The 22,371-nt window shown below is 73.1% G+C and carries 22 protein-coding genes; 6 read left to right on the top strand and 16 right to left on the bottom strand.

Translation table 11 applies throughout. The annotated features are described in order from the left end of the window. Positions 1 to 134: 134 nt before the first annotated feature. The gene (locus ACFZBB_RS07335; protein ID WP_391118741.1) at positions 135 to 710 is read right to left on the bottom strand and encodes an Lrp/AsnC ligand binding domain-containing protein; all 576 of its coding nucleotides are present in this window, start codon (positions 708 to 710) and stop codon (positions 135 to 137) included. A gap of 145 nt (positions 711 to 855) precedes the next feature. On the opposite strand from ACFZBB_RS07335, the gene ACFZBB_RS07330 reads away from it, so the two are divergent. Next, positions 856 to 2,421: an FUSC family protein gene (locus ACFZBB_RS07330; RefSeq protein WP_391118739.1), complete on the top strand. Its 1,566-nt coding sequence runs from the start codon at positions 856 to 858 to the stop codon at positions 2,419 to 2,421. 83 nt (positions 2,422 to 2,504) lie between these two features. Continuing rightward, a complete protein-coding gene (locus ACFZBB_RS07325; protein WP_391118737.1) occupies positions 2,505 to 3,551 on the top strand; it encodes a beta-propeller fold lactonase family protein in 1,047 nt (348 codons plus the stop codon). A gap of 116 nt (positions 3,552 to 3,667) precedes the next feature. Here the strand turns inward: ACFZBB_RS07325 and ACFZBB_RS07320 are convergent, their stop codons facing one another. The 5 genes from ACFZBB_RS07320 to ACFZBB_RS07300 all read right to left on the bottom strand — a co-directional run bounded on the left by ACFZBB_RS07320 (position 3,668) and on the right by ACFZBB_RS07300 (position 8,458). Further along, positions 3,668 to 4,555 carry a hypothetical protein gene (locus ACFZBB_RS07320; protein ID WP_355343749.1) on the bottom strand — a complete coding sequence of 296 codons (888 nt, stop codon included), beginning with the start codon at positions 4,553 to 4,555 and terminating at the stop codon, positions 3,668 to 3,670. A gap of 81 nt (positions 4,556 to 4,636) precedes the next feature. Further along, the gene (locus ACFZBB_RS07315) at positions 4,637 to 5,719 is read right to left on the bottom strand and encodes a BadF/BadG/BcrA/BcrD ATPase family protein (protein WP_391118735.1); all 1,083 of its coding nucleotides are present in this window, start codon (positions 5,717 to 5,719) and stop codon (positions 4,637 to 4,639) included. Between the two features lie 3 nt (positions 5,720 to 5,722). Beyond that, positions 5,723 to 6,562, bottom strand: coding sequence for a phospholipid scramblase-related protein (locus ACFZBB_RS07310; protein ID WP_391118733.1), 840 nt, complete (start codon positions 6,560 to 6,562; stop codon positions 5,723 to 5,725). Between the two features lie 25 nt (positions 6,563 to 6,587). Then, on the bottom strand, positions 6,588 to 7,265 hold the full coding sequence (locus ACFZBB_RS07305; protein WP_188280927.1) for a uracil-DNA glycosylase: 678 nt from the start codon (positions 7,263 to 7,265) through the stop codon (positions 6,588 to 6,590). Between the two features lie 98 nt (positions 7,266 to 7,363). Continuing rightward, positions 7,364 to 8,458 carry a tRNA-dihydrouridine synthase gene (locus ACFZBB_RS07300; RefSeq protein ID WP_391118731.1) on the bottom strand — a complete coding sequence of 365 codons (1,095 nt, stop codon included), beginning with the start codon at positions 8,456 to 8,458 and terminating at the stop codon, positions 7,364 to 7,366. Between the two features lie 138 nt (positions 8,459 to 8,596). Here ACFZBB_RS07300 and ACFZBB_RS07295 point away from each other — a divergent pair, with 138 nt between their 5' ends. After that, a complete protein-coding gene (locus ACFZBB_RS07295; protein WP_391118729.1) occupies positions 8,597 to 9,028 on the top strand; it encodes an ArsR/SmtB family transcription factor in 432 nt (143 codons plus the stop codon). A 116-nt stretch (positions 9,029 to 9,144) separates the two neighbouring features. On the opposite strand, the gene ACFZBB_RS07290 is transcribed toward ACFZBB_RS07295, so the two are convergent. The 6 genes from ACFZBB_RS07290 to ACFZBB_RS07265 form a co-directional block, all read right to left on the bottom strand. Beyond that, positions 9,145 to 10,518, bottom strand: coding sequence for an FAD-dependent oxidoreductase (locus tag ACFZBB_RS07290; RefSeq protein WP_391118727.1), 1,374 nt, complete (start codon positions 10,516 to 10,518; stop codon positions 9,145 to 9,147). A 96-nt stretch (positions 10,519 to 10,614) separates the two neighbouring features. Beyond that, positions 10,615 to 11,301: a TetR family transcriptional regulator gene (locus tag ACFZBB_RS07285; RefSeq protein ID WP_391118725.1), complete on the bottom strand. Its 687-nt coding sequence runs from the start codon at positions 11,299 to 11,301 to the stop codon at positions 10,615 to 10,617. A gap of 227 nt (positions 11,302 to 11,528) precedes the next feature. Beyond that, a complete protein-coding gene (locus ACFZBB_RS07280) occupies positions 11,529 to 12,221 on the bottom strand; it encodes an HAD-IA family hydrolase (protein WP_391118723.1) in 693 nt (230 codons plus the stop codon). A 23-nt stretch (positions 12,222 to 12,244) separates the two neighbouring features. Then, positions 12,245 to 13,183, bottom strand: a complete 939-nt coding sequence (locus tag ACFZBB_RS07275; protein ID WP_355343774.1) for a M56 family metallopeptidase — start codon at positions 13,181 to 13,183, stop codon at positions 12,245 to 12,247. A gap of 81 nt (positions 13,184 to 13,264) precedes the next feature. Further along, on the bottom strand, positions 13,265 to 13,876 hold the full coding sequence (locus tag ACFZBB_RS07270) for a DUF5134 domain-containing protein (protein ID WP_391118720.1): 612 nt from the start codon (positions 13,874 to 13,876) through the stop codon (positions 13,265 to 13,267). 169 nt (positions 13,877 to 14,045) lie between these two features. After that, positions 14,046 to 15,083 (bottom strand): EamA family transporter, encoded by a 1,038-nt coding sequence (locus tag ACFZBB_RS07265; RefSeq protein WP_391118719.1) that lies wholly within the window; start codon positions 15,081 to 15,083, stop codon positions 14,046 to 14,048. On the opposite strand from ACFZBB_RS07265, the gene ACFZBB_RS07260 reads away from it, so the two are divergent. Both ACFZBB_RS07260 and ACFZBB_RS07255 read left to right on the top strand, forming a co-directional pair. After that, positions 15,082 to 16,509 carry an aminotransferase class I/II-fold pyridoxal phosphate-dependent enzyme gene (locus ACFZBB_RS07260; RefSeq protein ID WP_391118717.1) on the top strand — a complete coding sequence of 476 codons (1,428 nt, stop codon included), beginning with the start codon at positions 15,082 to 15,084 and terminating at the stop codon, positions 16,507 to 16,509. The two genes, ACFZBB_RS07265 and ACFZBB_RS07260, sit on opposite strands and share 2 nt — an antisense overlap. Positions 16,510 to 16,683: 174 nt before the next feature. Further along, complete coding sequence (locus tag ACFZBB_RS07255; protein ID WP_355343786.1) at positions 16,684 to 17,217, top strand: GNAT family N-acetyltransferase; 534 nt, start codon at positions 16,684 to 16,686, stop codon at positions 17,215 to 17,217. Between the two features lie 76 nt (positions 17,218 to 17,293). Here ACFZBB_RS07255 and ACFZBB_RS07250 read toward each other — a convergent pair whose 3' ends face one another. The 4 genes from ACFZBB_RS07250 to ACFZBB_RS07235 form a co-directional block, all read right to left on the bottom strand. Then, the gene (locus ACFZBB_RS07250; RefSeq protein WP_391118715.1) at positions 17,294 to 18,121 is read right to left on the bottom strand and encodes an ATP-binding cassette domain-containing protein; all 828 of its coding nucleotides are present in this window, start codon (positions 18,119 to 18,121) and stop codon (positions 17,294 to 17,296) included. Further along, positions 18,118 to 18,996, bottom strand: a complete 879-nt coding sequence (locus tag ACFZBB_RS07245; RefSeq protein ID WP_391118713.1) for an ABC transporter permease subunit — start codon at positions 18,994 to 18,996, stop codon at positions 18,118 to 18,120. The genes ACFZBB_RS07250 and ACFZBB_RS07245 overlap by 4 nt, the downstream gene beginning before the upstream one ends. Continuing rightward, complete coding sequence (locus tag ACFZBB_RS07240) at positions 18,993 to 19,913, bottom strand: transporter substrate-binding domain-containing protein (protein WP_391118711.1); 921 nt, start codon at positions 19,911 to 19,913, stop codon at positions 18,993 to 18,995. The genes ACFZBB_RS07245 and ACFZBB_RS07240 overlap by 4 nt, the downstream gene beginning before the upstream one ends. Positions 19,914 to 20,054: 141 nt before the next feature. Beyond that, on the bottom strand, positions 20,055 to 20,726 hold the full coding sequence (locus ACFZBB_RS07235) for a glycerophosphodiester phosphodiesterase family protein (RefSeq protein WP_391118708.1): 672 nt from the start codon (positions 20,724 to 20,726) through the stop codon (positions 20,055 to 20,057). Positions 20,727 to 20,960: 234 nt separating this feature from the next. Between ACFZBB_RS07235 and ACFZBB_RS07230 the strand changes: the two genes are divergently transcribed. Continuing rightward, on the top strand, positions 20,961 to 22,358 hold the full coding sequence (locus ACFZBB_RS07230; RefSeq protein WP_391118705.1) for a DUF6421 family protein: 1,398 nt from the start codon (positions 20,961 to 20,963) through the stop codon (positions 22,356 to 22,358). Positions 22,359 to 22,371 lie beyond the last annotated feature (13 nt).

Here is a 22,371-nt window from a genome sequence, read left to right as displayed (position 1 = left end):
CTGCCGCCTGCCGCCTGCCGCCTGCCGCCTGCCGCCTGCCGCCTGCCGCCTGCCGCCTGCCGCCTGCCGCCTGCCGCCTGCCGCCTGCCGCCTGCGTATCGGGCTCGGTCGCTGAGGTGTCGCCCGGCGAAGGGCTACCTGGTCGCCCGCTGAGCGCCACCGCCCGATCCGTCGCCTGATCCGTCGCCGGGCCCCGGGGCCCCGGCCGACCTGCCGCCCGGTCCGCCCTGGCGTCGGGTCGCCGCGCTGCGGCCCACGGCCTCCACCAGCGGCAGCACGCGGTACGGGACCCGCTCGCGCAGGGCGATCTCCGTACGGGTGCGGACCACGCCCGGCAGTTGGATCAGCCGCTGGATGATGTCCTCCAGATTGGCGTTGTCGCGGGCCGCGACCCTGGTGAGCAGATCCCCGCCGCCGGTGATCGAGAGCGCCTCGATGATCTCCGGCACGGCCGCGAGCGCTTCGCCCACGTCGTCCAGGCGCCCCTGCGTCACCTCGATCCGCACGAAGGCCAGCACCGGGTGGCCCAGCGCGGCAGGCGACACGCGTGGTCCCGCCGTGGTGATCACCCCGTCCCGCTCCAGCCGGTCGAGCCGGGCCTGGAGGGTGCCGCGCGCGACGCCGAGTATGCGGGCGTACTCACGGACGCTGGTGCGCGGCTGCTCCAGCAGCAGCCGCAGGATGCGGGTGTCCAGTGCGTCGACGGCCATGGGCCACTGGTCTCCTCATGGTCGATGACAGGACACCCTCACCGTACCAATGGCACAGCGCCGAGCGACCAGTTTGAGCCACTACCCGCTCGGGTGCTTTCCTGGTGGTGACGATGGCGTTGCGGTCCTCCGCAACGCCTTTGCCATGTCCGGCGCCGACCGCCGCCGGACACCCGTACCGGACAGGGGTGGAACCGCACACGTGAAGAGGTTGTTCGTCGCACCGGATCCGGGCCGCGCGCGGCTGCGCCACGCCTCCCGCGCCGTCCTCGGCATCGCGCTCGCCGTCACCGCGGCGGGCCTGGCCGGATTTCCGCTGCCCGCGATGTGCGGCGGCGGTCTCGCCGCGCTGCTCGCCTTCTTCGTCGTCGCCGACCCCCGCGTCGGCCAGCAGGCGGTCACCACCGCCCTGATGCCCCTGACCGGGCTGCCGGTGCTCACCGCCGCGGCCTGGCTGCACCCGTACCCGCTCGCCCGCGACGCCGCCTTCGTCGCCGTCGTCCTCGCCGGGGTCTACGCCCGCCGCTGGGGCGCCCGCGGCCACGCGCTCGGCGTCTTCGGCTTCATGATGTTCTTCATCGCGCAGTTCCTGCACGCAGTCCCGGCCGAACTCCCCGAGCTGTACGCGGCGATCGGCCTCAGCCTCGCCGTCGCCGCCACCGTCCGCTTCGGCCTGTGGTGCTACGAACGCGGTGCCGCGCCCGCACCGGCCGTATCCCTCGTCCAACCGCCCGGTCTGCGCAGGCCGACCACCCGGCAGGCCGTCCAGGCCGCGACCGCCGCGGCCGGAGCCCTCGCGCTCGGCCAGGCACTGTCGGAGGACCGCTGGTACTGGGCGGTCGCCACCTCCTGGTGGATCTTCGTCAACACGGCGTCGCGCGGTGAGACCCTGGTGCGCGGCTTCCGCCGCGTGCTCGGCACCGCGCTCGGCATCGTGGCCGGATTCGCCCTCGCCCTTCCCCTGCACGGCGCCCCCGTACCGTCCGCCGTCCTCGTCGCGGTGTGCGTCTTCGGCATCTTCTACAGCGCGGCCGTCTCCTACTCCTGGATGACCTTCTTCGTCACCGTCATGGCCGGTTCCCTCTACGGGCTGCTCGGCGTCCTGCACCCGGCGCTGCTCCTGCTGCGCCTTGAGGAGACCGGGGCGGGCGCGCTCTGGGCGGCTCTCGCCGTGCTGCTGGTGCTGCCGGTCACCACGCACGCCGCCACCGACGCCTGGATCCAGCGTGCCCTGGAATCCGTACGCGACTTCACCGCGCAGGCGGCCCGGCACCTTGCCGGTGAACCCGGCGCCGACCTGGCAGGACGCGCCGCCGAACTGGACCTGGTACTCGGCCGGGTACGCGCCTCCCTGGCGCCGCTGGTGCACCCGCTGAGCCCCCTGCGGGCCCGCAGAGCGCGGGCCGGTCACGTACTGCGCCTCCTCGACGCCTGCGCCCACCAGGTGCGCGGCCTCGCCGAGGTCGTCGCCCACCCCGAAGCGAGCCACGACGAGCGGCTGTCGGCCGCCTGCCGACGGGTCGAGGACGCCGTGCGCCGCCTGGTCGTACGCGGCATCGAGGCACCGGAACCGCGGTCGGAGGCGCCCGAGGACGGCGCGGGACATCCGCACGCCGAACGCGCGCTCGGCCACCTGCGGGTCCTGGAAACGGCGCTCACCGACCTCGCCGCCCCCCTGCACGCCGACCCCCGCGCGCCGCTCGCCGCCTGACCAGTGGGACCCGGGGGCGACGTGGCCGCCGTCAGGTACTAATCTCAGCCGCCGTACAGACATCAGGCGGAAGAGGTACGGCAGTGGCCGGGCACGTTTACATCGGGTCGTTCACTTCGGCGGGCGGTCGAGGGCTCACCACGGCCGCCGTCGACCCGGACACGGGAGCGCTCACCGCGCTCGGCGACAACGCCGAGGTGCAGAATCCGTCCTTCCTCGCCCTGTCCGACGACGGGCGGACGCTCTACACGGTCGGCGAGACCGAGCCGGAGGGCACCGCCGCCGCGTTCTCGCTCGCGGACCCGGCCGCGCCCCGGCTGCTCGGCGCGCCCGTGCAGGTGCACGGCGGCTGGCCCACCCACCTCGCCGTCCACCGCGGCCACCTGCTCACGGCCAACTACGCGGAGCCCGGCAGCGTCAGCGTCCTGTCCATCGGTGAGGACGGCGCGCTCGGCGGGCTGCGCTCACTGCTGGAGCACGAGGGCGACGGCCCCCACCCCGAGCGCCAGACCGGGCCGCACGCGCACGCCGTGCTGACCGACCCCAGCGGACGCTGGGCGGTCAGCGTCGACCTCGGCACCGACTCGGTGCGGGTCTGCGAACTGGACACCGATAGCGGCGAGCTGGAGATCGAGCGCGAGCTGGGACTGCGCTCCGGGGTCGGCCCGCGCCACCTCACCTTCCACCCGGCCGGCCACCACGCCTATGTGATGAACGAACTCGACTCCGTCGTCACCGTCTGCCGCTGGGACCCCTCCATCGGCAGCCTGCGCCCGCTCGCCGAGGTCCGCGTGCTCCCCGACGGCACCGAGGGCGAGAACTACCCCTCGGAGCTGGTCGTCTCGCCCGACGGCCGCTTCGCCTGGGCCGCCAACCGCGGCCACAACAGCATCGCGGTGCTCGCCCTGGACGAGACGGGGGAGCGGCTGGAACTGCTCGACACCGTGAGCTGCGGGGGCGACTGGCCGCGCCACCTCACCCTCGACCCGTCGGGCACTCGGCTGTACGCGGCCAACGAGCGCTCCGGCGACGTCACCTGGTTCGACGTCGACCCGGGCACCGGCATCCCCAAGCAGGCCGGTTCGCTGGCGCTGCCCGCCGTGTCCTGCGTGCTCTTCGCCCGGCCCTGACACCGCGGGGGCGGGCCCGCGCGGCCCGCACGACGTGAAACGGCGCGGGCGGGCGGTCCTTCGACAGGACCGACCGCCCGCGCCGTTGTCGTCGCCGTGTCGACGCGCCGACTCGTTCAGTGCGAGGGCGCGCTCTCCTGCTGCTGCATCGCGATGCCCAGGGCGCCCGCGTAGTGCGTGACCACCAGCTTGCCGACCGCCGGGTACGGGCCGAGCGCGTCGGCGCCCGAGCAGCCCGCCTCCGCCGCCGCGGTGTGCAGGAGCTGCGGCGCGATCTCCGGGCCGATCAGGCACGGGGCGAGCGCGAGCCGGCCGGAGCCGGAGGAGCGCAACTGCTCCGCCGCCCGTGCGATGGAGCCGTCCTCGTCGAGCGCGGCGGCCAGCACCGGCACGGCGAGCCGCGCGGCCAGCAGAAGCCCGGTCACACCCGCGGCCTGCGCCGCCTCCTCGCCGCCGACGGTCGCCAGGATGATCCCGTCGGCCGCGGTCGCCACGGTGAACAGCCGGGCGCGGTCGGCGCGGGCCAGACCCGCCTCGGCGAGCCGGACGTGCAGCGCCTCGGCGAGCAGCGGGTGCGGACCGAGGACGTCGGTCAGCTCCACCTGCGCCTTGGTGTCGGCGATGGCCTGCCGGATCCTGCGCAGCACCGAAGCCTCGGGCCCCGCGAGCAGCGGGACGACGACGGCCGCGGTGTCCTCCCCCGACCGCTCGTCCGCGATCGCGGCCAGGACGCCGCGCAGCGCCGGGAATTCGGTCTCCGCGCCGTCTTCACCGTCGACGAAGCCGATCCGCGGATCGAGTCCCGACAGCTCGGAGCGGGCGATGCTCACGACCTCCTCCGCCAGACTGAGCGCGGCGGCGGTGGGAGTGCCGGGGACGGCCAGAACCAGCACCGGCGCGCCCTCGGGCGCGGCCAGCGCCTCCGGTCGGCGGTGACGTCCCGGCTGGCGCGGACGCGGCATTCGAACGGGAAGGCCGGAGGCGGGCCCTGTGGCAGTGCTCATGGCGACGCATGCTAACGCCTTGGGGCGCCTGGATGTTCGGCCGGGTCGGAGCCGCGGCAGACCTGTCCTGATCTGTCCCTTTCACCGCTCACGTTCGGTCATCGAACGAGTCTGAGCTGTGCCGGAACGCGCCGCGTCGGCACCGGAACGAACTGGTGCGGTACGCGAACGGGCCGGTGCGGCACGGGAGACGAGCCGCAGCAGCGCGGGGTCGGCCGGAAGCGGCAGCGCGTCCCGGTGCAGCGCCCCCGCGATCAGCAGCGCACCGTCCAACGGATCACCGGCCGCCGGTACGAGCCTGGCGTCCGGCAGCATCCGCCCGGCCCGCTCACGCAGCGGTCCGAGCAGCGGCTCGCCCATCTTGAACAGGCCACCGGTCAGCGCCACGTCCACCGCGGCGGCGTCCGGCCGTACGGCAGCCGCCGACTCCAGGATGTGCGTCGCGGCGGCCCGCAGGATGCCGGAGGCCACCGGGTCGCCCCCCGTGGCGCAGGCGGCCACGTCGGGCGCGAACGAGGCCAGTACGGCGGGCCGGTCGGGGCGCGGGTAGAGCTGTGCGGGCATCCCGTCGAGCGGCCCGAAACGGTCCTCCGCGCGGGCCAGCAGCGCCGTGGAGCCGCCCGCCCTGCCGTCGTGCGCGCGCATCGCCGCGTCCAGGCCCGCGCGGCCGATCCAGGACCCGCCGCCCGCGTCGCCCAGCAGATGGCCCCAGCCGTCCGCGCGCAGCCAGCCGCGGCCGTCGGCCGCGGTGCCGAGCGCGATCATGCCGGTGCCCGCGGCGACGACGACGCCCGGCCGCAGACCGAGCGCGCCCGCGTACGCGGTCACCGCGTCACCGGCCAGCGCCAGCGACTCCACCCCGAAGGCGGCGGCCAGGGCGTCGGGCAGCACGGCGCGCAGGTCGGTGCCGAGCGTGGCCATACCGGCCGCGCCGACGCACGCGGCGGCCAGCGTGCCGGCCCCGACCTTGTCCAGCAGGCCGTTCACCAGGGGCACGACCTGGTCGAGCAGGCTCGCGGCGTCGATCCCGCGCTCGCCGGTCACGGCCGGGCGGGCCGAGACGGCGGGCGCGGACACCTCGGTGCCGTCGGCGCGGGCGACGGCCACCCGCACACCGGAACCGCCGGAGTCGATCCCGAGCACCCAGTCAGCGGAAGCGGGCACGGATCAGCCGAGCCCGCGCGAGTCCTGCTTGAGCGCGGTGTCCACGGTCAGCGCCGAGGCGACGACCATGCTCAGCAGCGGGTCGGCCAGCGGCCGGTGGATCTGGAGGACGTAGTTGTCCGCCGTGGTGAACATGGTCTTAGCCAGGCCCTCCCACGTCTTGGTGATCCGGCCGATCTCCGTCTCCGTGTGGTCCACGATGGCGAAGTTCCACGCCCGCCAGTTCTCGGCCTTGATGGCACCGATCTGCTGGCCGTTGTACATGAACGCGAACTTGATCTTGCCGAAGGCGTTCTGCTGCACGATCTCGCCGAGCGGCTCACCGTTCGAGCGGTGCACCAGCACCTTGGACTTGATGAACTTCGCGGGCCGGGTGAGCACCAACTGCGGCTGCCCGTGCGCGTCCCTGACCTCCAGCTTGTGAGTCAGGAACTGGTCCACGCTGGAGACGAAGCGCAGCACCTTCTTCGCCGTGCTCTGCCCGATCTCGACGACCGAGCCGAGGGTGCGGCCCTGCTGGTCGAAGACGCTGTACTCGTTGACCAGCTCGATCAGCTTGGCCTTCTGGTTCACCACCAGGATCGGCTCGGTGAACAGGGTGCCGCCGCCGAACGAGGTCGGCGCTATCCCGGCCTGCTGCTGCACCTGGCGCTGGACCTTGGACGGGTCGGGGGCGCCGCTGACATTCAGCTCCCACGCGTTGCCGCCGCCTTGCTGCTGCTGCGGAATCTGGCCGGGGTTCGTGTGCTCCGTCCACTGTTTGCCGTCCCAGTAGCGGAGCAGATTCGGAGTGCCTTGCGGGTCGGCGTACCAGCCCGCCGGAGTATGGGGATGCGTCGTCACCCGGGCAGAGTACCGTCAAGACGTGTCAGGGAAGGAGCCAGTCGACCGGCTGTGCACCCTGCCGGACCAGCAGATCATTGGCGCGGCTGAACGGCCGTGAGCCGAAGAAGCCGCGGTCGGCCGACATGGGGGAGGGGTGCGAGGACTCGATCGCGGGCAACTGCCCCAGCAGCGGTCGCAGATTGCGGGCGTCCCGGCCCCACAGCACGGACACCAGCGGACGGCCCCGGGCGGCGAGCGCCCTGATCGCCTGCTCGGTGACCTCTTCCCAGCCCTTGCCGCGGTGAGCCGCGGGCCGCCGGGGCGCGGTGGTCAGCGCCCTGTTGAGCAGCAGCACACCCTGCCGGGTCCACGGCGTGAGATCCCCGTTGGACGGCCGCGGCAGCCCCAGGTCGGAGCCCAGCTCGCGGTAGATGTTCTCCAGACTGCCCGGCAGCGGCCGTACGTCCGGCGCGACGGAGAAACTGAGCCCTACCGCGTGCCCCGGGGTCGGATACGGGTCCTGCCCGACGATCAGCACCCGCACGTCGTCGAAGGGCTGCTGGAACGCGCGCAGCACGTTCGCACCGGAGGGAAGGTACGTACGCCCCGCGGCGATCTCGGCGCGGAGGAAGTCCCCCATCGCCGCGATCCGGTCCGCCACCGGTTCGAGCGCCTTCGCCCAGCCCGCTTCGACGATCTCGTTCAATGGTCGCGCTGTCACGGTCCGTCACTCTACTGGCTCAACAGCCGTGCCGCGGACGGGGATCGGACCCGTCCGCGCAACGACGGCTCCGGCGGCGGACCGCCGGGCAGGACCGTTCAGATACCGGCCCGGCGGAAGGCCCGCCCGTACTGCTGCGGCACCGCCACCTCGGAGCCCAGTTCGCGGGCGGCGTGCAGCGGCCAGTTCGGCGTGCGCAGCAGTTCGCGGCCGAGCAGGACGGCGTCGGCCTGGCCGGTGGACAGGATCGTCTCGGCCTGCCGGGGGTGGGTGATCTCGCCGACGGCCGCCACCGGCAGACCGGTCTCGGCCTTCACACGGGCCGCGAAGGGCACCTGGTAGCCGGGGCCGAGCGGAATGCGTACGCCCGCGGCGTTCCCGCCCGTGGACACGTCGAGCAGGTCGACCCCGCGCACGAGCAGTTCCTTGGCGAAGCGGACCGTCTCGTCCGCCGTCCAGCCGCCGTTCTCCAGCCAGTCGGTGGCCGAGATGCGGAAGAACAGCGGCAGTTCCTCCGGCCAGACCTCGCGCACGGCGTCGACCGTCTCCAGCGCGAACCTGATCCGGTTCTCGAAGGCGCCGCCGTAGCCGTCGGTGCGGTGGTTGCTGTGCGGGGAGAGGAATTCGCCGATCAGATAGCCGTGCGCGCCGTGCAGTTCGAGCACTTCGAAGCCCGCCGCGAGCGCCCGCCGGGCCCCGGCCACGAACTGCCCGACGACATCCCTGATGTCCGCCTCCGACAGCTCGGTCGGCACCTTGGACTCGTCGGAGAACGCCACCGGGCTCGGCGCCACCGGCTGCCAGCCGCGCTCGTCCTCGCCCAGCGGGCCGCCGCCTGACCACGGCCGGTCCGTGGACGCCTTGCGTCCGGCATGTCCGATCTGGATGCCGGGCACGGTGCCGTGGTCCTTGAGGAAGCGGGTGATCCGGCTGAAGGCCGCCACCTGGTGGTCGTTCCAGATCCCGAGGTCGGCGGGGCTGATCCGGCCCTCGGGGCTGACCGCGGTCGCCTCGACCAGGATCAGTCCGGCGCCGCCGACTGCCCGCGACGCGTAGTGCGCGAAGTGCCAGTCGCCGGGCGCTCCCTCGTCGGGCCCCTCGGTCGCCGCCGAGTACTGGCACATCGGCGCCATCCAGGCCCGGTTGGGAATGGTCACGGACCGCAGGGTGAAGGGCTCGAACAGCGCGCTCACGGCACTCTCCTCGTCGTCGGACTCCGTCGCGGGGCTCCACCGGTCGGGGCCTGTCGCCGCGCACTGGTGACGGCTTCTACGATAGACGCCGTAGTACGGCAGACGTCAAACTACGACGGGTATCGTAATATGACGTTCATGACACTCCCGATTCCGTCCCACGCGCCACCGCCACCGCCACCGCCACCGGCACCGGCACCGTCGTCGTCGGCCGCGGGCCCCGGCGCCCCGGCTGCCGCCGGGCGCGCGCTGGAGCACCCCGGCGCCGGGGAGATCCGGCTCGAAGAGGTGCTGCACGCGCTGTCCGACCCGATGCGGCTGATCGTGGTCCGCAATCTGGCCGCGGCCCGCGGTGAAGTGGCCTGCTCCGACGTGCCGTTGCCGGTCAGCAAGTCCACGACCACGCACCACTTCCGGGTGCTGCGCGAGGCGGGCGTCATCAGCCAGATCTACCGCGGCACCTCCAAGATGAACGCGCTGCGCACGGACGACCTCGAAGCGCTCTTCCCCGGTCTGCTGGACCGCGTCCTCGACGCGGCGGCCCGCCAGGCAGCCCGGCTCGACGGCTGACCATGAGGCGTAGGGCGCCTGGACCCGAAAGCCCGGACCCGGGTGCTTGGACCCGAGTGCTTGGACCCGAGTGCTTGGATTCGACGCGCCTCGATCTGTCCCGTCCGTGACGGGCCTCAGGCCGGTCCCTCGGCGGGCGGCGCCGACGCGTGGCCCGCCGCCGTCAACAGCCCTTCCCAGTCGGGGATCTTGACCGTGCCCCGGTCCAGGGAACGGCCCCACTGCGCCTCCGCCGCCTCGATCGCCAGCCAGCCCTGCCAGGCGACCGTCCGTATGCCCGCGGCCCGCAGTCCGGCCAGCGGATCGGCCGACAGCTCTCGCGTCAGCAGACCCGGCGCGTCGGCGATCAGCGCCGTCGCGGTCTCCTTGGCGCACGGCCGGTTGGTGCCGATCACACCGGTCGGCCCGCGCTTGATCCAGCCCGCCACGTACTCGCCGGGGGAGGGCGTACCGTCGCGCAGTACACGGCCCGCGTCGTTCGGCACCACCGCGCCCTCAGGGTCGAAGGGCAGGCCGGGCAGCGGCACCCCCTGGTAGCCGACCGAGCGCAGGACGAGTCCCGCGGCGATCTCCTCGCCGCCGCCTGTATCCGACACACCGCCGCGCCCGTCAGGACCCGTTCGGGTGAAACGGACCGCGCGCACCCGCCCGGCCTCGTCGGCGAGGAACGCGGTGGGGCGCAGGAAGAACCGCACATGGAGTCGGCGCGGCCGTCCGCGCGGCGGCTGCGCGGCCCACGAGCGCAGCACCTCCACATTGCGCCGGGCCGCCGTCGGCAGACCGGAGGGGTCGGCGTACGCCGGGTCGAGCGCCAACTCGTCCTCGCGCACGATCACATCGGTGTCGGCCAGCGCGCCCAGCTCACGCAGTTCCTTGGTGGTGAACTTCGCCTGCGAGGGCCCGCGCCGCCCCACCATGTGGATGTCGGTGACGCGGCTGTCGGCGAGCGCCCGCAGCGCCGGCTCCGGTACGTCGGTGCGCCGCAGTTCGTCCGCGCGCCGGGCCAGCACGCGCGCCACGTCGACCGCGACGTTCCCCACGCCGATGACCACGGCCGAGCGGGCCCGCAGCGCGAAGCCGTCCGGCGGCTCGTCGGGGTGCGCGCTGTACCAGGACACGAAGCGGGTCGCCGAGTAGCTGCCGGGCAACTCCTCGCCGGGCACGCCCAGTCTGCGGTCGGTCGCGGCGCCCACGCAGTAGACCACCGCGTGGTACAGGCCGAGCAGCCGCTCCGGCGTCAGCGGCGCGGGCCCCACGCCGACGTTGCCGAGGAAGCGGACCCGCGGGTCCTCCAGCACCTTGCGCAGGCTGCCCTGGAGGGACTTGATCTTCTCGTGGTCGGGCGCGACACCGTATCTGACCAGGCCGTACGGGCACGGCAACCGGTCGAGCACGTCAACCGCGACATCCGGCACCGACTCCTGACGGGTGAGCGCGTCCGCGGTGTACACCCCGCTCGGACCCGAACCGACGACTGCGACGCGTAACACGACGGTGCTCCCTTCGGCGGGATGTCACCAGCATGCGCCCTCCGGACGCGTCGCGGCAGAGCGCTGCACCCGGCGGCCTGGCCGAGGCGCACGATTTCAGCCCACCGGTCGCCGGTCCCCGCCGTCCTCGCCGCCCTCGTCCCCGCCCGCGCCGACCTTCGCGGGGGCCACCGCGCAGCCCTTCGGCGGCACCCCCAGCGTCCACTCCAGCCCGTACCGCTCGAAGAGTTCGGCCCGCAGCCGCGACAGCGGCATCGGAGCGCCCGGCAGCAGCAGCGCCACGGTCGCGCCCATCAGCAGCGCGCGCAGCAGCCGGTACTCCGCCTCCGGACCCTCGGGTCCCGACACGATCCCCGCGTCGTCCACCGCCTGGCTCAGGAGCGCCGCGAGCTTCTGCTGCTCCGGGCACTGGATGAAACCCTCCGCCTGGAGGATCGACGCCATGTGCGTACGCATCAGGGTGGTGTGCGTCTGCGTGAGGCCGAGAATCGCGTCGATGGCCCGCGCCATCCGCTCCTGGCCGTCCTCCGACCGCGGCTCGCGGTCCAGCGCGGCGGCCAGTTCCATGTGCATCAGCCGGTGTACCGCGGACTGCAACAGTTCGCGCTTTCCCGCGAAGTAGTACGAGACCAGGCCGCGTGCCGACCCCGCCCGCTGGGTGATGTCCGCCAGCGTGGTGGCCTCGTAGCCACGTTCCTCGACCAACTCCACGGTTGCCTGGAGCAACCGTTCCCGGGAACGCTGACGCATTGCTTCATTGACCGATGCGCTCCGAGGGGACATTATTTACTCCTGCGTTGACTGGCTGCGAGCCAATATACTCAGCGCAGCCCGGCGGGCTTCGCCCTGTCCGGGAAACGGGGGCTGGTGCCGGTCCCGGCGGCGCGGGGGATCGCCGGGACCGGCGCCGATCCCGAAAGCGCTTGTCGTCGAGGCTCTTGTCCTGAAAGCGCTTGCCCCTTCAGCGGCCGGTCCATGAGCGCTCGGCGCGTACGGTGCGCGGCGCCGCATCAGGCGAGTCGGTCCAGGACGCCGAGCAGCGCGTCGGGACGTGCCGACACCGGCAGATGGTCCACCAGGAACACCGGGCAGCCCAGCGCGGCGGCGCCACCGTCCGCCGCACGGCTGTCGCCCACCATCGCCACGTCCGCGGGCTCCAGCCCGAGCCCGTCGCAGGCGATCCGGAACAGCCGCTCGTCCGGCTTCTGGACGCCGTGCTCGAAGCTCAGCACGAAGATGTCCACCAACTCGTCCAGCCCGTGCTCCCCGAAGACGGGCCGCAGATCCCATCCGATGTTGCTCACCACCGCCACCGGCACGCCCCGGTCGCGCAGGGCCCGCAGCACGCGCTCGGTGTCGGGGTACGGACTCCACGCCGCGGGCGCCATGTGCCGGTCGTAGAGCGCGTCGTGCACATCCCAGGGGAGCGCGACGGTACGGGACAGCCCGCCGTACGCCGCCCGGTGCTCGGCCGCGCTGGTGTCGCGCCGCGCCCAGGCCGCCGCCAATCGCGGCGGAATCCGCTCGGGAGGTCCGCCGCCGGGCAGCGCGCCCGCCCGCTCCAGCGTTCCGGCGTACGCCGCGACCTCGTCGTCGGTGGCCGTGACGCCCTCGGCGGTGAGCGCCGACCGCAGCCAGGACTCGGCCGCTTCGACCCGCATCAGGGTGCCGGAGAAGTCGAACATCACGCCTTTGACGGCCATGTCCCCGCCTCGCCCGCCGCCGCTCAGGTCAGCGCGCCGAGGCCGGGGCCGAAAGCGATCAGCAGCGGGACCGCCGGGACCAGCAGCGCGAAGGCCGTCATCCGCACCCGCTGGCCGAGCGGCAGCCGGGGCGCGGGATCGAGCAGACGGTGCACGCGGCCGGGCAGCGCGGCGAGCGGCGTGGGGCAGGGGCCGAAGACACCGCGTTCCGCGTTGAGTTCGACCAGCGCGAGGGCGGTGGTGAGGCGGCCGAAGCGGCGCGAGGCCGTGTCGTCGGCCGCCAGTTCCACCAGGTGGTGCACCTGGTCACGGAAGGCGGCGAAGACCGGCACCTGCGGGAAGCCGCCCGCGAGCGCGCCCGAGCAGTGCAGCAGCACGTCGTGCCTGGCGCGTACGTGTCCCTGCTCGTGGGCCAGCACGGCGTCCAGTTGGCGGCCCTTCAGCCGGCGCAGCGCGGCCGTGGTGATGACCAGTTGGGGCTCGGCGCCGGACAGCCACCAGGCGTCGGAGCGGGCGTCCTCCAGGACCACCAGACGCTCGCCGGGCGTGACGGTCTCACCGGGCAGCCGGGGCGCGCGCACGCGGAGCTCCGCGCGGCGCTGCTTGCGCCGCGACCGTGTGCCGCGCACCTCGCGGGTGAGCATCGCCGCGGTCCACACACCGCCGAGCGCGAGCAGGACGGCGATGGTCCCGGCCCAGCGGCCGTACTCGGACAGCGCGTAGGCGTCGACCACGCCGCTCGGGGCGAACGCGAAGAGATTGCCGCGGACCGCGGCCCAGGCGGCCGAGGCGGAGAGCGCCATGGCCAGCACGCAGCACAGCAGTACGGCGGCGACCACACACTGCCAGACCCACAGGGCCAGCACCGGTTCGCGTTCCGGCCACTTGGCACGGGACAGCAGACGCGGCGCCATCGCCGCCGCAAGTGCGCCGAGAATCAGCAGCACGAACGGGACCGTCATGGTGATCAGCCTAGGAGGCGCGGGGATCGCGGGGGACGGACCACGACCCGATGTGACGCATGACTCACGGCAGCGAGTCCGTCACAGGGTCAGCAGCATCGCGAACATCCCCAGCGCCATCGCCACCCGGCAGGCCGCCGCGACCTCCGGCGCGTGCCGCAGCGGGACACGGTCCCGGCCGCCGCCCGCGCCTCCTTCCGCCTGGCCGGTGGATATCAGCGGGCCGCCGCCCAGCGCGCCGTGCGCCTGCGCCGGGAGCGCGACCAGGGTGGTGCCGGTGCGCAGGACGTAGCCCGCGAAGTAGAGCAGCAGCAGGCCGGTGAGCAGCGGGGTACCCGCGCCGGTGGCCGCCATGTGCTCGGCGTGGCCGCCGTGCGCCGAGGGCGCCCCGCCCATCGCCACGGCCATGTAGACCATCGCGGCCGAGCACACGGAGTGGTGCAGATGGTGGCCGGGCCGTCGGACCAGCAGCAGTGCCCGTACCCCGGCCAGCGCGAAGACCACGCCGAGGACGACGGCGAACAGCGGCGCCCCCCACGGCCGCGGGTCGAGGACGGACATCGGGACGGCCATCACCGCCATGCCCGCCGCCATCACCGCCTCGTCGCGCGCTTCGCGGCGCAGCAGGCACGCGACCGCGGCGACGGTGCTGAGCGCCACGAGCAGCCAGGCCACCAGCGGTGGTCCGTGCATGCCGTCCTCCCCCTCATCCCCACGCCTCTTCGGTGCGCCCCGGTCCGTGCGGTGACCCTCGGTCGGTCCGTGACGACCGGCCCGCCGGACGGTTGTTCGGCGGTCCCAGGAGAACTGCCCAGGTCCGAGGGCGCACACCCGAGCGCATCGGGGTAGTCGGGGGAGCGTGTCACCGCGGCGCGCGCCGTCGCGGATCGCCGTGTGCCACGAACTCGTGCGCGTCGCCCGACCGCAATGCCTCCGGGTCGGCGTCCGGCGCCTCGGCCCCGCGCGCCCGCGCCGCGGCCCGCGACCTGCGTACCTCCCGCGCCTGCCGGGCACCGGAGCGCTGGGTGACGGCCACGCAGACCAGTACGGCGAGCGCCGCGGGCAGTGTGGCGCGGCCCAGGTGCTCACCGAGCAGCGCGGCGGACCACACCAACGTCAGCACGGGCTGGGCGAGTTGGAGCTGGCTGGCCCTGGTCACGCCGATCGCCGCCATGCCGCGGTACCAGACCATCAGGCCGAGGAACTGCGACACCACCGAGACCCACACCAGTCCGCCGACCGACTCGCCGGTCAGCCGTACCGGCTCCAGCGACAGCGACACGACCGCGGCGGGCAGGGTGAGTGGAAGCGTGCCGACCAGCGCCCAGCCGACCACCTGCCAGCCCGGAAGCACCGACGCCAGCCGCCCGCCCTCCACGTAACCGGCGGCGCAGACCAGCAGCGAGGCGAAGAGGAAGCCGTCCCCGGCGGTCGGCGCGCCGCCGCTCTCGCCGAGCGAGAAGGCGGTGACCACCGCCGCGCCCGCGACGGCCGCGATCCAGAACGTACGGGACGGCCGCGCGCCGGTGCGTACGGCCGCGAGCACCGCGGTGCACAGCGGGAGCGCGCCGACGACGACGGCGGCGTGCGAGGTGTCGGTGGTGCGCAGCGCGAGGGTGGTCAGCAGCGGGAAGCCGATGACAACACCGCAGGCGACGACGGCCAGGCCCGCCCAGTGCTCCCGGTCCGGCACCTTCGCCCGGCCCGCCGCGAGGAAGGCCCCGGCGACCGCGGTGGCCAGTACCGCCCGGACCGTCACCGCCGACCACGCGCCGAATCCGCTCAGCGCCCAGTGGGTGGAAGGGAAGGTGAGCGAAAAGGCGGCCACACCGAGACAGGCGAGCGCGGTGCCCCCGACCGCTACTGAGGTGCGGGGAGTAGCGCTATTCTTATCCTTCATGAATGACGATAGCAGTGCCAGTGCGCTGTCAGAATCCCTCCGAGGAGAGCTGGACCGCTTCTCACCGGGAGCGAAACTGCCGTCGAGCCGGGCCCTGGTCGAGCGGTTCGGGGTCAGCCCGGTGACGGTCTCGCGGGCGCTGGCGACGCTCGCCGCGCAGGGACTGGTCGTCACCCGGCCCGGCGCGGGCACCTACCGTGCCGCCGAGGGCACGGCGACCGCCACCGCCGTCGACACCTCCTGGCAGCAGGTCGCGCTCACCGCAGAGGACCCGGACGTGGCACCGCGCGTGGTCGACGCCTCCGGAGTGCTGGGCTGTCTGGTCGGCCCGCCGCAGGGCGTCATCCCCCTCAACGGCGGCTATCTGCACCCCGGCCTCCAGCCCGAGCGGGCGCTCGGCGCCGCGCTGGCCCGCGCCGCCCGCAGGCCCGGCGCCTGGGAACGGCCGCCGCTGGAAGGGCTCACCGCGCTGCGGAACTGGTTCGGTCGCGAGGCGGGAGTCCCGCCCGCGCAGGTGCTGATCACCTCCGGCGGGCAGGCCGCCCTCACCACGGCGCTGCGCGCGCTGGCCGCGCCGGGCTCCGCCGTACTCGTCGAATCGCCCACCTACCCCGGCGCGCTCTCCGTTGCCCGCGCGGCGGGGCTGCGACCGGTGCCGGTCCCGGTCGACGCGGACGGCGTCCGCCCCGATCTGCTCGCCGACGCCTTCGAGGCCAGCGGCGCGCGGGTCTTCTTCTGCCAGCCGCTCTTCCAGAATCCGACCGGCGCGGTGCTCGCCGCCGGGCGCCGCCGCCAGGTGCTCGACATCGCACGGGCGGCGGGCGCCTTCGTGGTCGAGGACGACTTCGCCCGGCGGCTCGGTCACGGCGACCCGCTGCCGCCACCCCTGGTCGCCGAGGACCCGTACGGCACCGTTGTCCACTTCGCGTCGCTCACCAAGCCGACCTCGCCCAATCTGCGCGTCGGCGCGCTGATCGCCCGGGGCCCGGTGATGGAACGGCTGCGCGCCATCCAGGTGGTCGACAGCTTCTTCGTGCCCAGGCCCCTCCAGGAGGCGACCCTGGAACTCGTCGGCGCGCCCTCCTGGCCGCGCCATCTGCGGGCCGTCACCGCCGCACTGCGCGAGCGGCGCGACGCCATGCTCGCCGCGCTCCGGCACCGCCTGCCGGAACTCGTCCCCGACCCGGTGCCCACCGGCGGCTACCACCTGTGGCTGCGGCTCCCCGACGGCACCGACGAGACCGCGCTGACCGGCGCCGCGCTCCGCGCGGGCGTGGCCGTCGCCCCCGGCCGCCCCTATTTCCCCGCCGAGTCGCCCGCCCCGTACGTACGGATCACCTTCGCCTACACCACGGGCGCCGCCGAGATCACCGAAGGCGTCCGGCGCTTCGAGCTGGCGCTGCGCGAGACCGCTCCCGCGCTGTGAACACCAGCCCTGCCGCGAAGCCCTGCCGCGCGCCGAACACGCGTTCTGCCGCGCGCCGAACACGCGCGCTGCCCACGTCGAACACGCGCCCTGCCGCGCGCCGACGCCGCCCGCCCGCGAAGACCTCGGCAGGACCCGTGAGCGCGGCCCGGACCTGGGGATAGCCTTGCCCGCATGGATATCGCCGCTCCCCGCTTCCGCGCCGCCACCCCCGACGACGTCCCCGTCCTGGTCGGCCTGATCGAGTCCGCCTACCGCGGCGACGCGAGCCGCGCGGGGTGGACGACGGAGGCGGACATCCTTCAGGGGCAGCGGACCGACCCCGAGGGCGTGCTGGCCGTCATCGAAGGCGCGGACAGCAGGCTGACGGTGGTGGAGTCCGGCGACGAGGTGGTGGCCTGCTGCCAGCTCGAACACCGCGGCGACCACGCGTACTTCGGGATGTTCGCCGTACGGCCCGCGCTCCAGGGCGCCGGCCTCGGCAAGGTGATCCTCGCCGAGGCCGAACGATTCGCCCGCGAGGAGTGGGACGTCGCCGAGCTGCACATGACGGTGATCTCGGTCCGCGAGGACCTGATCGCCTGGTACGTCCGCCGCGGCTACCAGCGCACCGGGCAGACCAGCCCCTTCCCGTACGGCGAGGAGCGCTTCGGGCTGCCGACCAGGGACGACCTGGAGTTCGAGCTGCTCACGAAGAAGCTGGTCTGAGACCCGGACGCCCGCCACTCGACACCCGATCCACCCGATACCCGACGCCTCGAACCCTGCCGCCCGGCGCCGGCCGTCACAGCCGCCCCGCCTCCGTGATCCGTCGCAGGAAGTCCCGCGTGCGCTGCTCGGCCGGGGCACCGAACACCTCGGCGGGAGTGCCGCGCTCCAGGATCACGCCCGCGTCCAGGAAACAGACCTGATCGGCGACATCGCGGGCGAACGCCATCTCATGGGTGGCGATCACCATCGTCATGCCCTGCTCCTTGAGGTCGCGGACCACCGACAGAACCTCGCCGACGAGCTCCGGGTCGAGCGCGGCGGTCACCTCGTCGAGAAGCAGCAGCCGCGGCCTGGTCGCGACCGCCCGCAGGATCGCCACCCGCTGCTGCTGGCCGCCGCTGAGCCGGTCCGGGTACTCCGCCGCCCGGTCGGCGAGCCCCAGCCGGGCCAGCAGTTCCCGCGCCCGCTCCTCCGCCTCGCCCCGCGGCACGCCGTGCACCCGGCGCGGCGCCAGCGTGATGTTGTCCAGCACCGTCATGTGCGGGAACAGGTTGTACGCCTGGAAGACGACGCCGATCCTGCGCCGTACCGCGTCCTGGTCGGCCCGCGGGTCGGTGATGTCCTCGCCGTCCAGGAAGATCGCTCCGTCGTCGATCTCTTCCAGTAGATTCGCGCAGCGCAGCAGCGTGGACTTTCCTGAGCCGGACGCGCCGATCAGCGCCGTGACCGTGTGCGCGGGCACGTCGAGCGCGATGTCCCGCAGGACGACGGAGGAGCCGTACGTCTTGCGGACCGACTCCAGCCGCAGCACGGGCGTGTCCCGGCTCCGGTCCGGATCGGCCAGGTCCCGCGCCTGGGGCGGTACGTCCTTGGCGAGCCGTTCCCCGCTCGTGCCGCTCATACGACACCTCCCTGCGACTGCCGCCGGTTCATCCTGGCCGTCACCCAGTCGGTGAACCGCGTCATCGGGATGGTCAGCGCGACGAAGATCAGCCCCGCGACCACGTACGGCGTGTAGTTGAAGTCGCGGCTGGCGATGATCTGCGCCGCGTAGACGGCGTCCACGGCGCCCGCGATCGACACCAGGCCGGTGTCCTTCTGGAGCGACACCAGGTCGTTGAGCAGCGGCGGCACCACGCGGCGCACGGCCTGCGGCAGCACCACGTACCGCATCGTCTGCGCGCTGCTGAGGCCGAGCGAGCGGGCCGCGGCGCGCTGGCTCGGGTGGACGGTCTCGATCCCGGCCCTGAACACCTCGGCGACATAGGCGGTGTACGTCAGGCAGAGCGCCAGGCCGCCGAGGAGCACGGGGTCGTTGGTGACGCCGCTCAGCCGCAGCGCGGGCACGCCGAAGACCACCGCGAGCAGGCAGATGATCAGCGGCAGCCCGCGGAAGAAGTCCACGTACGCCGTCGCCAGGGCGCGCAGCGGGAAGAACACCGGGCCGCGCAGGGTGCGCACGACCGCCAGCAGCAGCCCCGCGACCAGCACGACGGCGCCGCACACCACCATCAGCCGCAGATTGAGCCAGAGCCCCTGGAGCACGTCGGGCAGCGCGAGCCGCGCGTAGTGCCCGTTGAGGAACGTCTCACGGGTGCGCTGCCAACCGGGCGAACTGACGATCAGCCCGATCAGCACCCCGGCGGTCGCCAGGGTGCTGACGCTCGCCACCACCAGGGCGCGGCGGCTGCGGGCGCGTCGGTACAGCTCGCGCTCGATCCGCCGCGCGGACGGCTGGTACGTGTCGACCTGTGCGGGGTCGTCCCGCACGGTCATCCGAGCACCGGGGCGCCGACGGCGTCCGACAGCCACTGCTTTTCCAGGGCGGCCAGCGTCCCGTCGCCGTGCAGCGCCGTGACGGCCTGCGAGACGCACGCGGTCAGCTTGCTGCCCTTGTCGAGGACCAGCCCGAACTGCTCGGGCGAGGAGCCCGCCGCCGCGAACTGCCCGACCACCTTGGCGTCGGTGACCTCGGCCCCGGTGATGTAGAAGGCGGTCGGCAGGTCGACCACGATGCCGTCGACCTGGCCGTTCTTGAGCGCGGCCACGGCGAGGTCGTTGCGCTGGTAGACGGCGGGCTGCTTGGCCGGTTTCACCAGGTTGTCGATGACGTCCAGGCTGGTGGTGCCCACCTGGGCGCCGAGCTTGGCGTTCTTCAGGTCCGCGACGCTGTGCGCGTTCGCGATCTTCGAGGTCTTCAGCGCGACGACGGTCTGCCGTACGTCGTAGTAGCCGGGTGAGAAGTCGACGGCCTTTTTGCGCTCGTCGTTGATCGAAACCTGGTTGATGTCGAAATCGAAGTTCTTGGCACCGGGCGCGAACGCCTTGTTGAAGGCGACGGTCTGCCAGACGACCTGGTCCGGCGCGTAGCCGAGCTGCTTGGCCACCGCGTACGCGACCGCCGACTCGTACCCCTTGCCGTTGGACGGCTTGTTGTCCGAGAACCAGGGGTCGTACGCCGGATTGTCGGTGCCGACGGTGAGCTTGCCGGGGGTACGGGTGGCGAGCGTGCCGGGTGCGCACGACGCCGTGGTGGCGGTGGTGGTGCCGGTCGCACCGGCCGACGCCGCGGAGGACGAGGGACCGGCGTCGGTCGTGTCGACCTGGGGCGAGCAGCCGGCCAGTGCGAGGGTGAGCAGGGCAGCCGCGGCGAGCGCGGCACGGCGCGGGGACAGCGAGATCGCGGGACGCATGGCGGGACCTTGGCACCGCGCGGGCGCGTCTGTCCACGCGATTCGGCCAGTTGTCCGGATGCCGGACCTTTGTGTCCGGCACATTGCGCGGAGCTGCGGGATTGCGGCGATGCCGGCTGACGCCGGTGCGGGACCGCGGCGCTACGCGGTGGCCGGTTCCTCAGGGAGGTCGGTGGCGGCGCCGTCCAGCCGCAGGGCGCGGGCCAGGGCCCACTCCTGCGCGGTATTGACGGTCCAGGCCATGACGGCGATGCCCGCGGCCTGGCAGCGCTCGACGACGTCCAGGTTCAACTGCCGCAGTTCCAGGCTGACCAGGCGGGCGCCCACCGCCTGGGCGCGGGCGACGATCTCCGGGCCGAGGTCGCTGGCGACCAGCACCGTGCGTACGTCGGGCAGCAGCGTACGGATCTCGGCCAGCGCCTCGTCGTGGAAGGACAGCACACTGACCCGGTCGGTCGCGCCGTGCGCGCTCAGGGTGTCGGCCAGCGCGCGGGCCGCCGCCACGTCCTTGATCTCGGCCTGGATCGGCCGGCCGACCGCTTCGAGGACCTCCTCGAAGACCGGTACGCGCTCGCCGAACCCGGCGTCCAGGCCGCGGATCTCGTCCAGCGTGAGGTCGCGGACCAGCCCGGCGCCGTCGGTGGTGCGGTCGACGTCGGCGTCGTGCATGACGATCAGCGCGCCGTCCTTGCTGAGGTGCAGATCCAGCTCGATCTGGTCCAGGCCCGCCTTCTCGGCTCGGCGGAAGGAGCGCAGGGTGTTCTCCGGCTCGACGCCCATGACCCCGCGGTGGCCGACGGTGAGGAAGCTCATACCGGCACCCTAGCGAGACCGGCCGACGGCGGGCCGAACACGCCGTGACGACTCGGGGCCGAGTGCTCAACCGGCCCCGACGCGCAAGTTTTAGTGACCCGTCCCGGCAGTCGACAGGAAAAACAGCGGCCTGTTGACCATCACGCAGGACAATCTCCACCGGCTCCCCTTGATGGATCAACAAGGTCACGGATACGGTGTCCGGACGACAGGTTCTTTTGTGGAGGAGGGGTCATGGGCGAAGTTCTTTCGGCGAAGGTGGCGGACGGCGGCGGTACATCCGGCGTGGGCATCGTCGGCCACCCCGCTTGGGCGGTGCTGAAGCAGGCCGTCGAAGCCATCAGGCCCTGGCAGCGCAAGGACGGCTCCATCGACTTCGAGGCCGAGGGCGCGCCCAGCAGGGACGACGCCGAGCGGACCGTGCTCCGGGTGACCGAGTCCGTCGAACAGCTCTCCCCGCTCCTCCCGCACGATGCCGAGTACCACCGCGCCCTGGTCGCCGACCTGCGCCGCTGGTCCGACGACGGTTTCGGCGTCCCGGACTTCCTCGACTCGCTGCTCGCCTTCCAGCCCGCGGCCGACCGCCGCGACGGCCTCCCGCACCTGGTCGTCTTTCCGATGTACACGCAGAACGGCAACCCGGACCGCAATCTGGAGGCCGTCGCCCTGCGTGTCGTCTGGCCCGACTGGCTGGCCGAGCTGGAGCGCAATCGGTACGACAACCCGCTGTTCGTACCGATCACCTTCGAGGACTTCACCCCCGGCTACGACACCAACTCCGCGGTGCTCTTCCCGGAGACCGTCGCCGTCCGCGAGGCCCCCGAGCGCTGGACCTGGGGCGCGATCTTCTGCGACCGCGAGGCCGCCCGCTTCCGCGCGGTGACCGCCGCCGCCGTCGACACCCTCGGCCTGGAACTGCCCGAGGAGGCGGCCCGGCTGATCGCCGACCAGGACCTGGCGCAGCAGACGTACGTCCTGTGGGACATGATCCACGACCGCACGCACAGCCACGGCGACCTGCCGTTCGACCCGTTCATGATCAAGCAGCGCGCGCCGTTCTGGATGTACGGGCTGGAGGAGCTGCGCTGCGACCTGACCACGTTCAGGGAGGCCGTGAAGCTCCAGGCCGAGGGCCACCCGATGGGCCTGGGCGTGCAGTACGCGATCCTCTTCGACCGGCTCTTCCGCTTCCCGGTCACCGGTGAACGCGTCCGCAACTACGACGGACTCGGCGGACAGCTCCTCTTCGCGTACCTGCACAAGCACGACGCCGTACGCTGGACAGACAACACCCTGCACATCGACTGGGAGCGCGCACCGCAGGTCACCAACCAGCTCTGCGCCGAGATCGAGACGCTCTACCGGGACGGCATCGACCGACCCAAGCTCGTGCACTGGTTCGCCGCCTACGACCTGGTCGCAAGCTACCTCTCCCCGCATCCCGGCTCGGTCTGGGCGAAGGGCCCCGACGCCCTCGACCTGTCCCAGCCCCCGCGCAAACTCGTGGACGACGTGCTGGCGGACGAGTTTCCGCTCAGCATGTTCTACGAGGCCCTTGCGAAGAAGCTGCGGACGGTGATCACCTCGACCAAGGGAATCACCGGCGAGAGCTCACTTCGGGGCGCCGCGTGACCGGTGCGGCCGA

This window comes from Streptomyces sp. NPDC008139 (assembly GCF_042957025.1).
Taxonomy (GTDB): domain Bacteria; phylum Actinomycetota; class Actinomycetes; order Streptomycetales; family Streptomycetaceae; genus Actinacidiphila.
The sequence above is the reverse complement of the archived record's forward strand: the minus strand, read 5'-3'. Positions and strand labels throughout refer to the sequence as shown.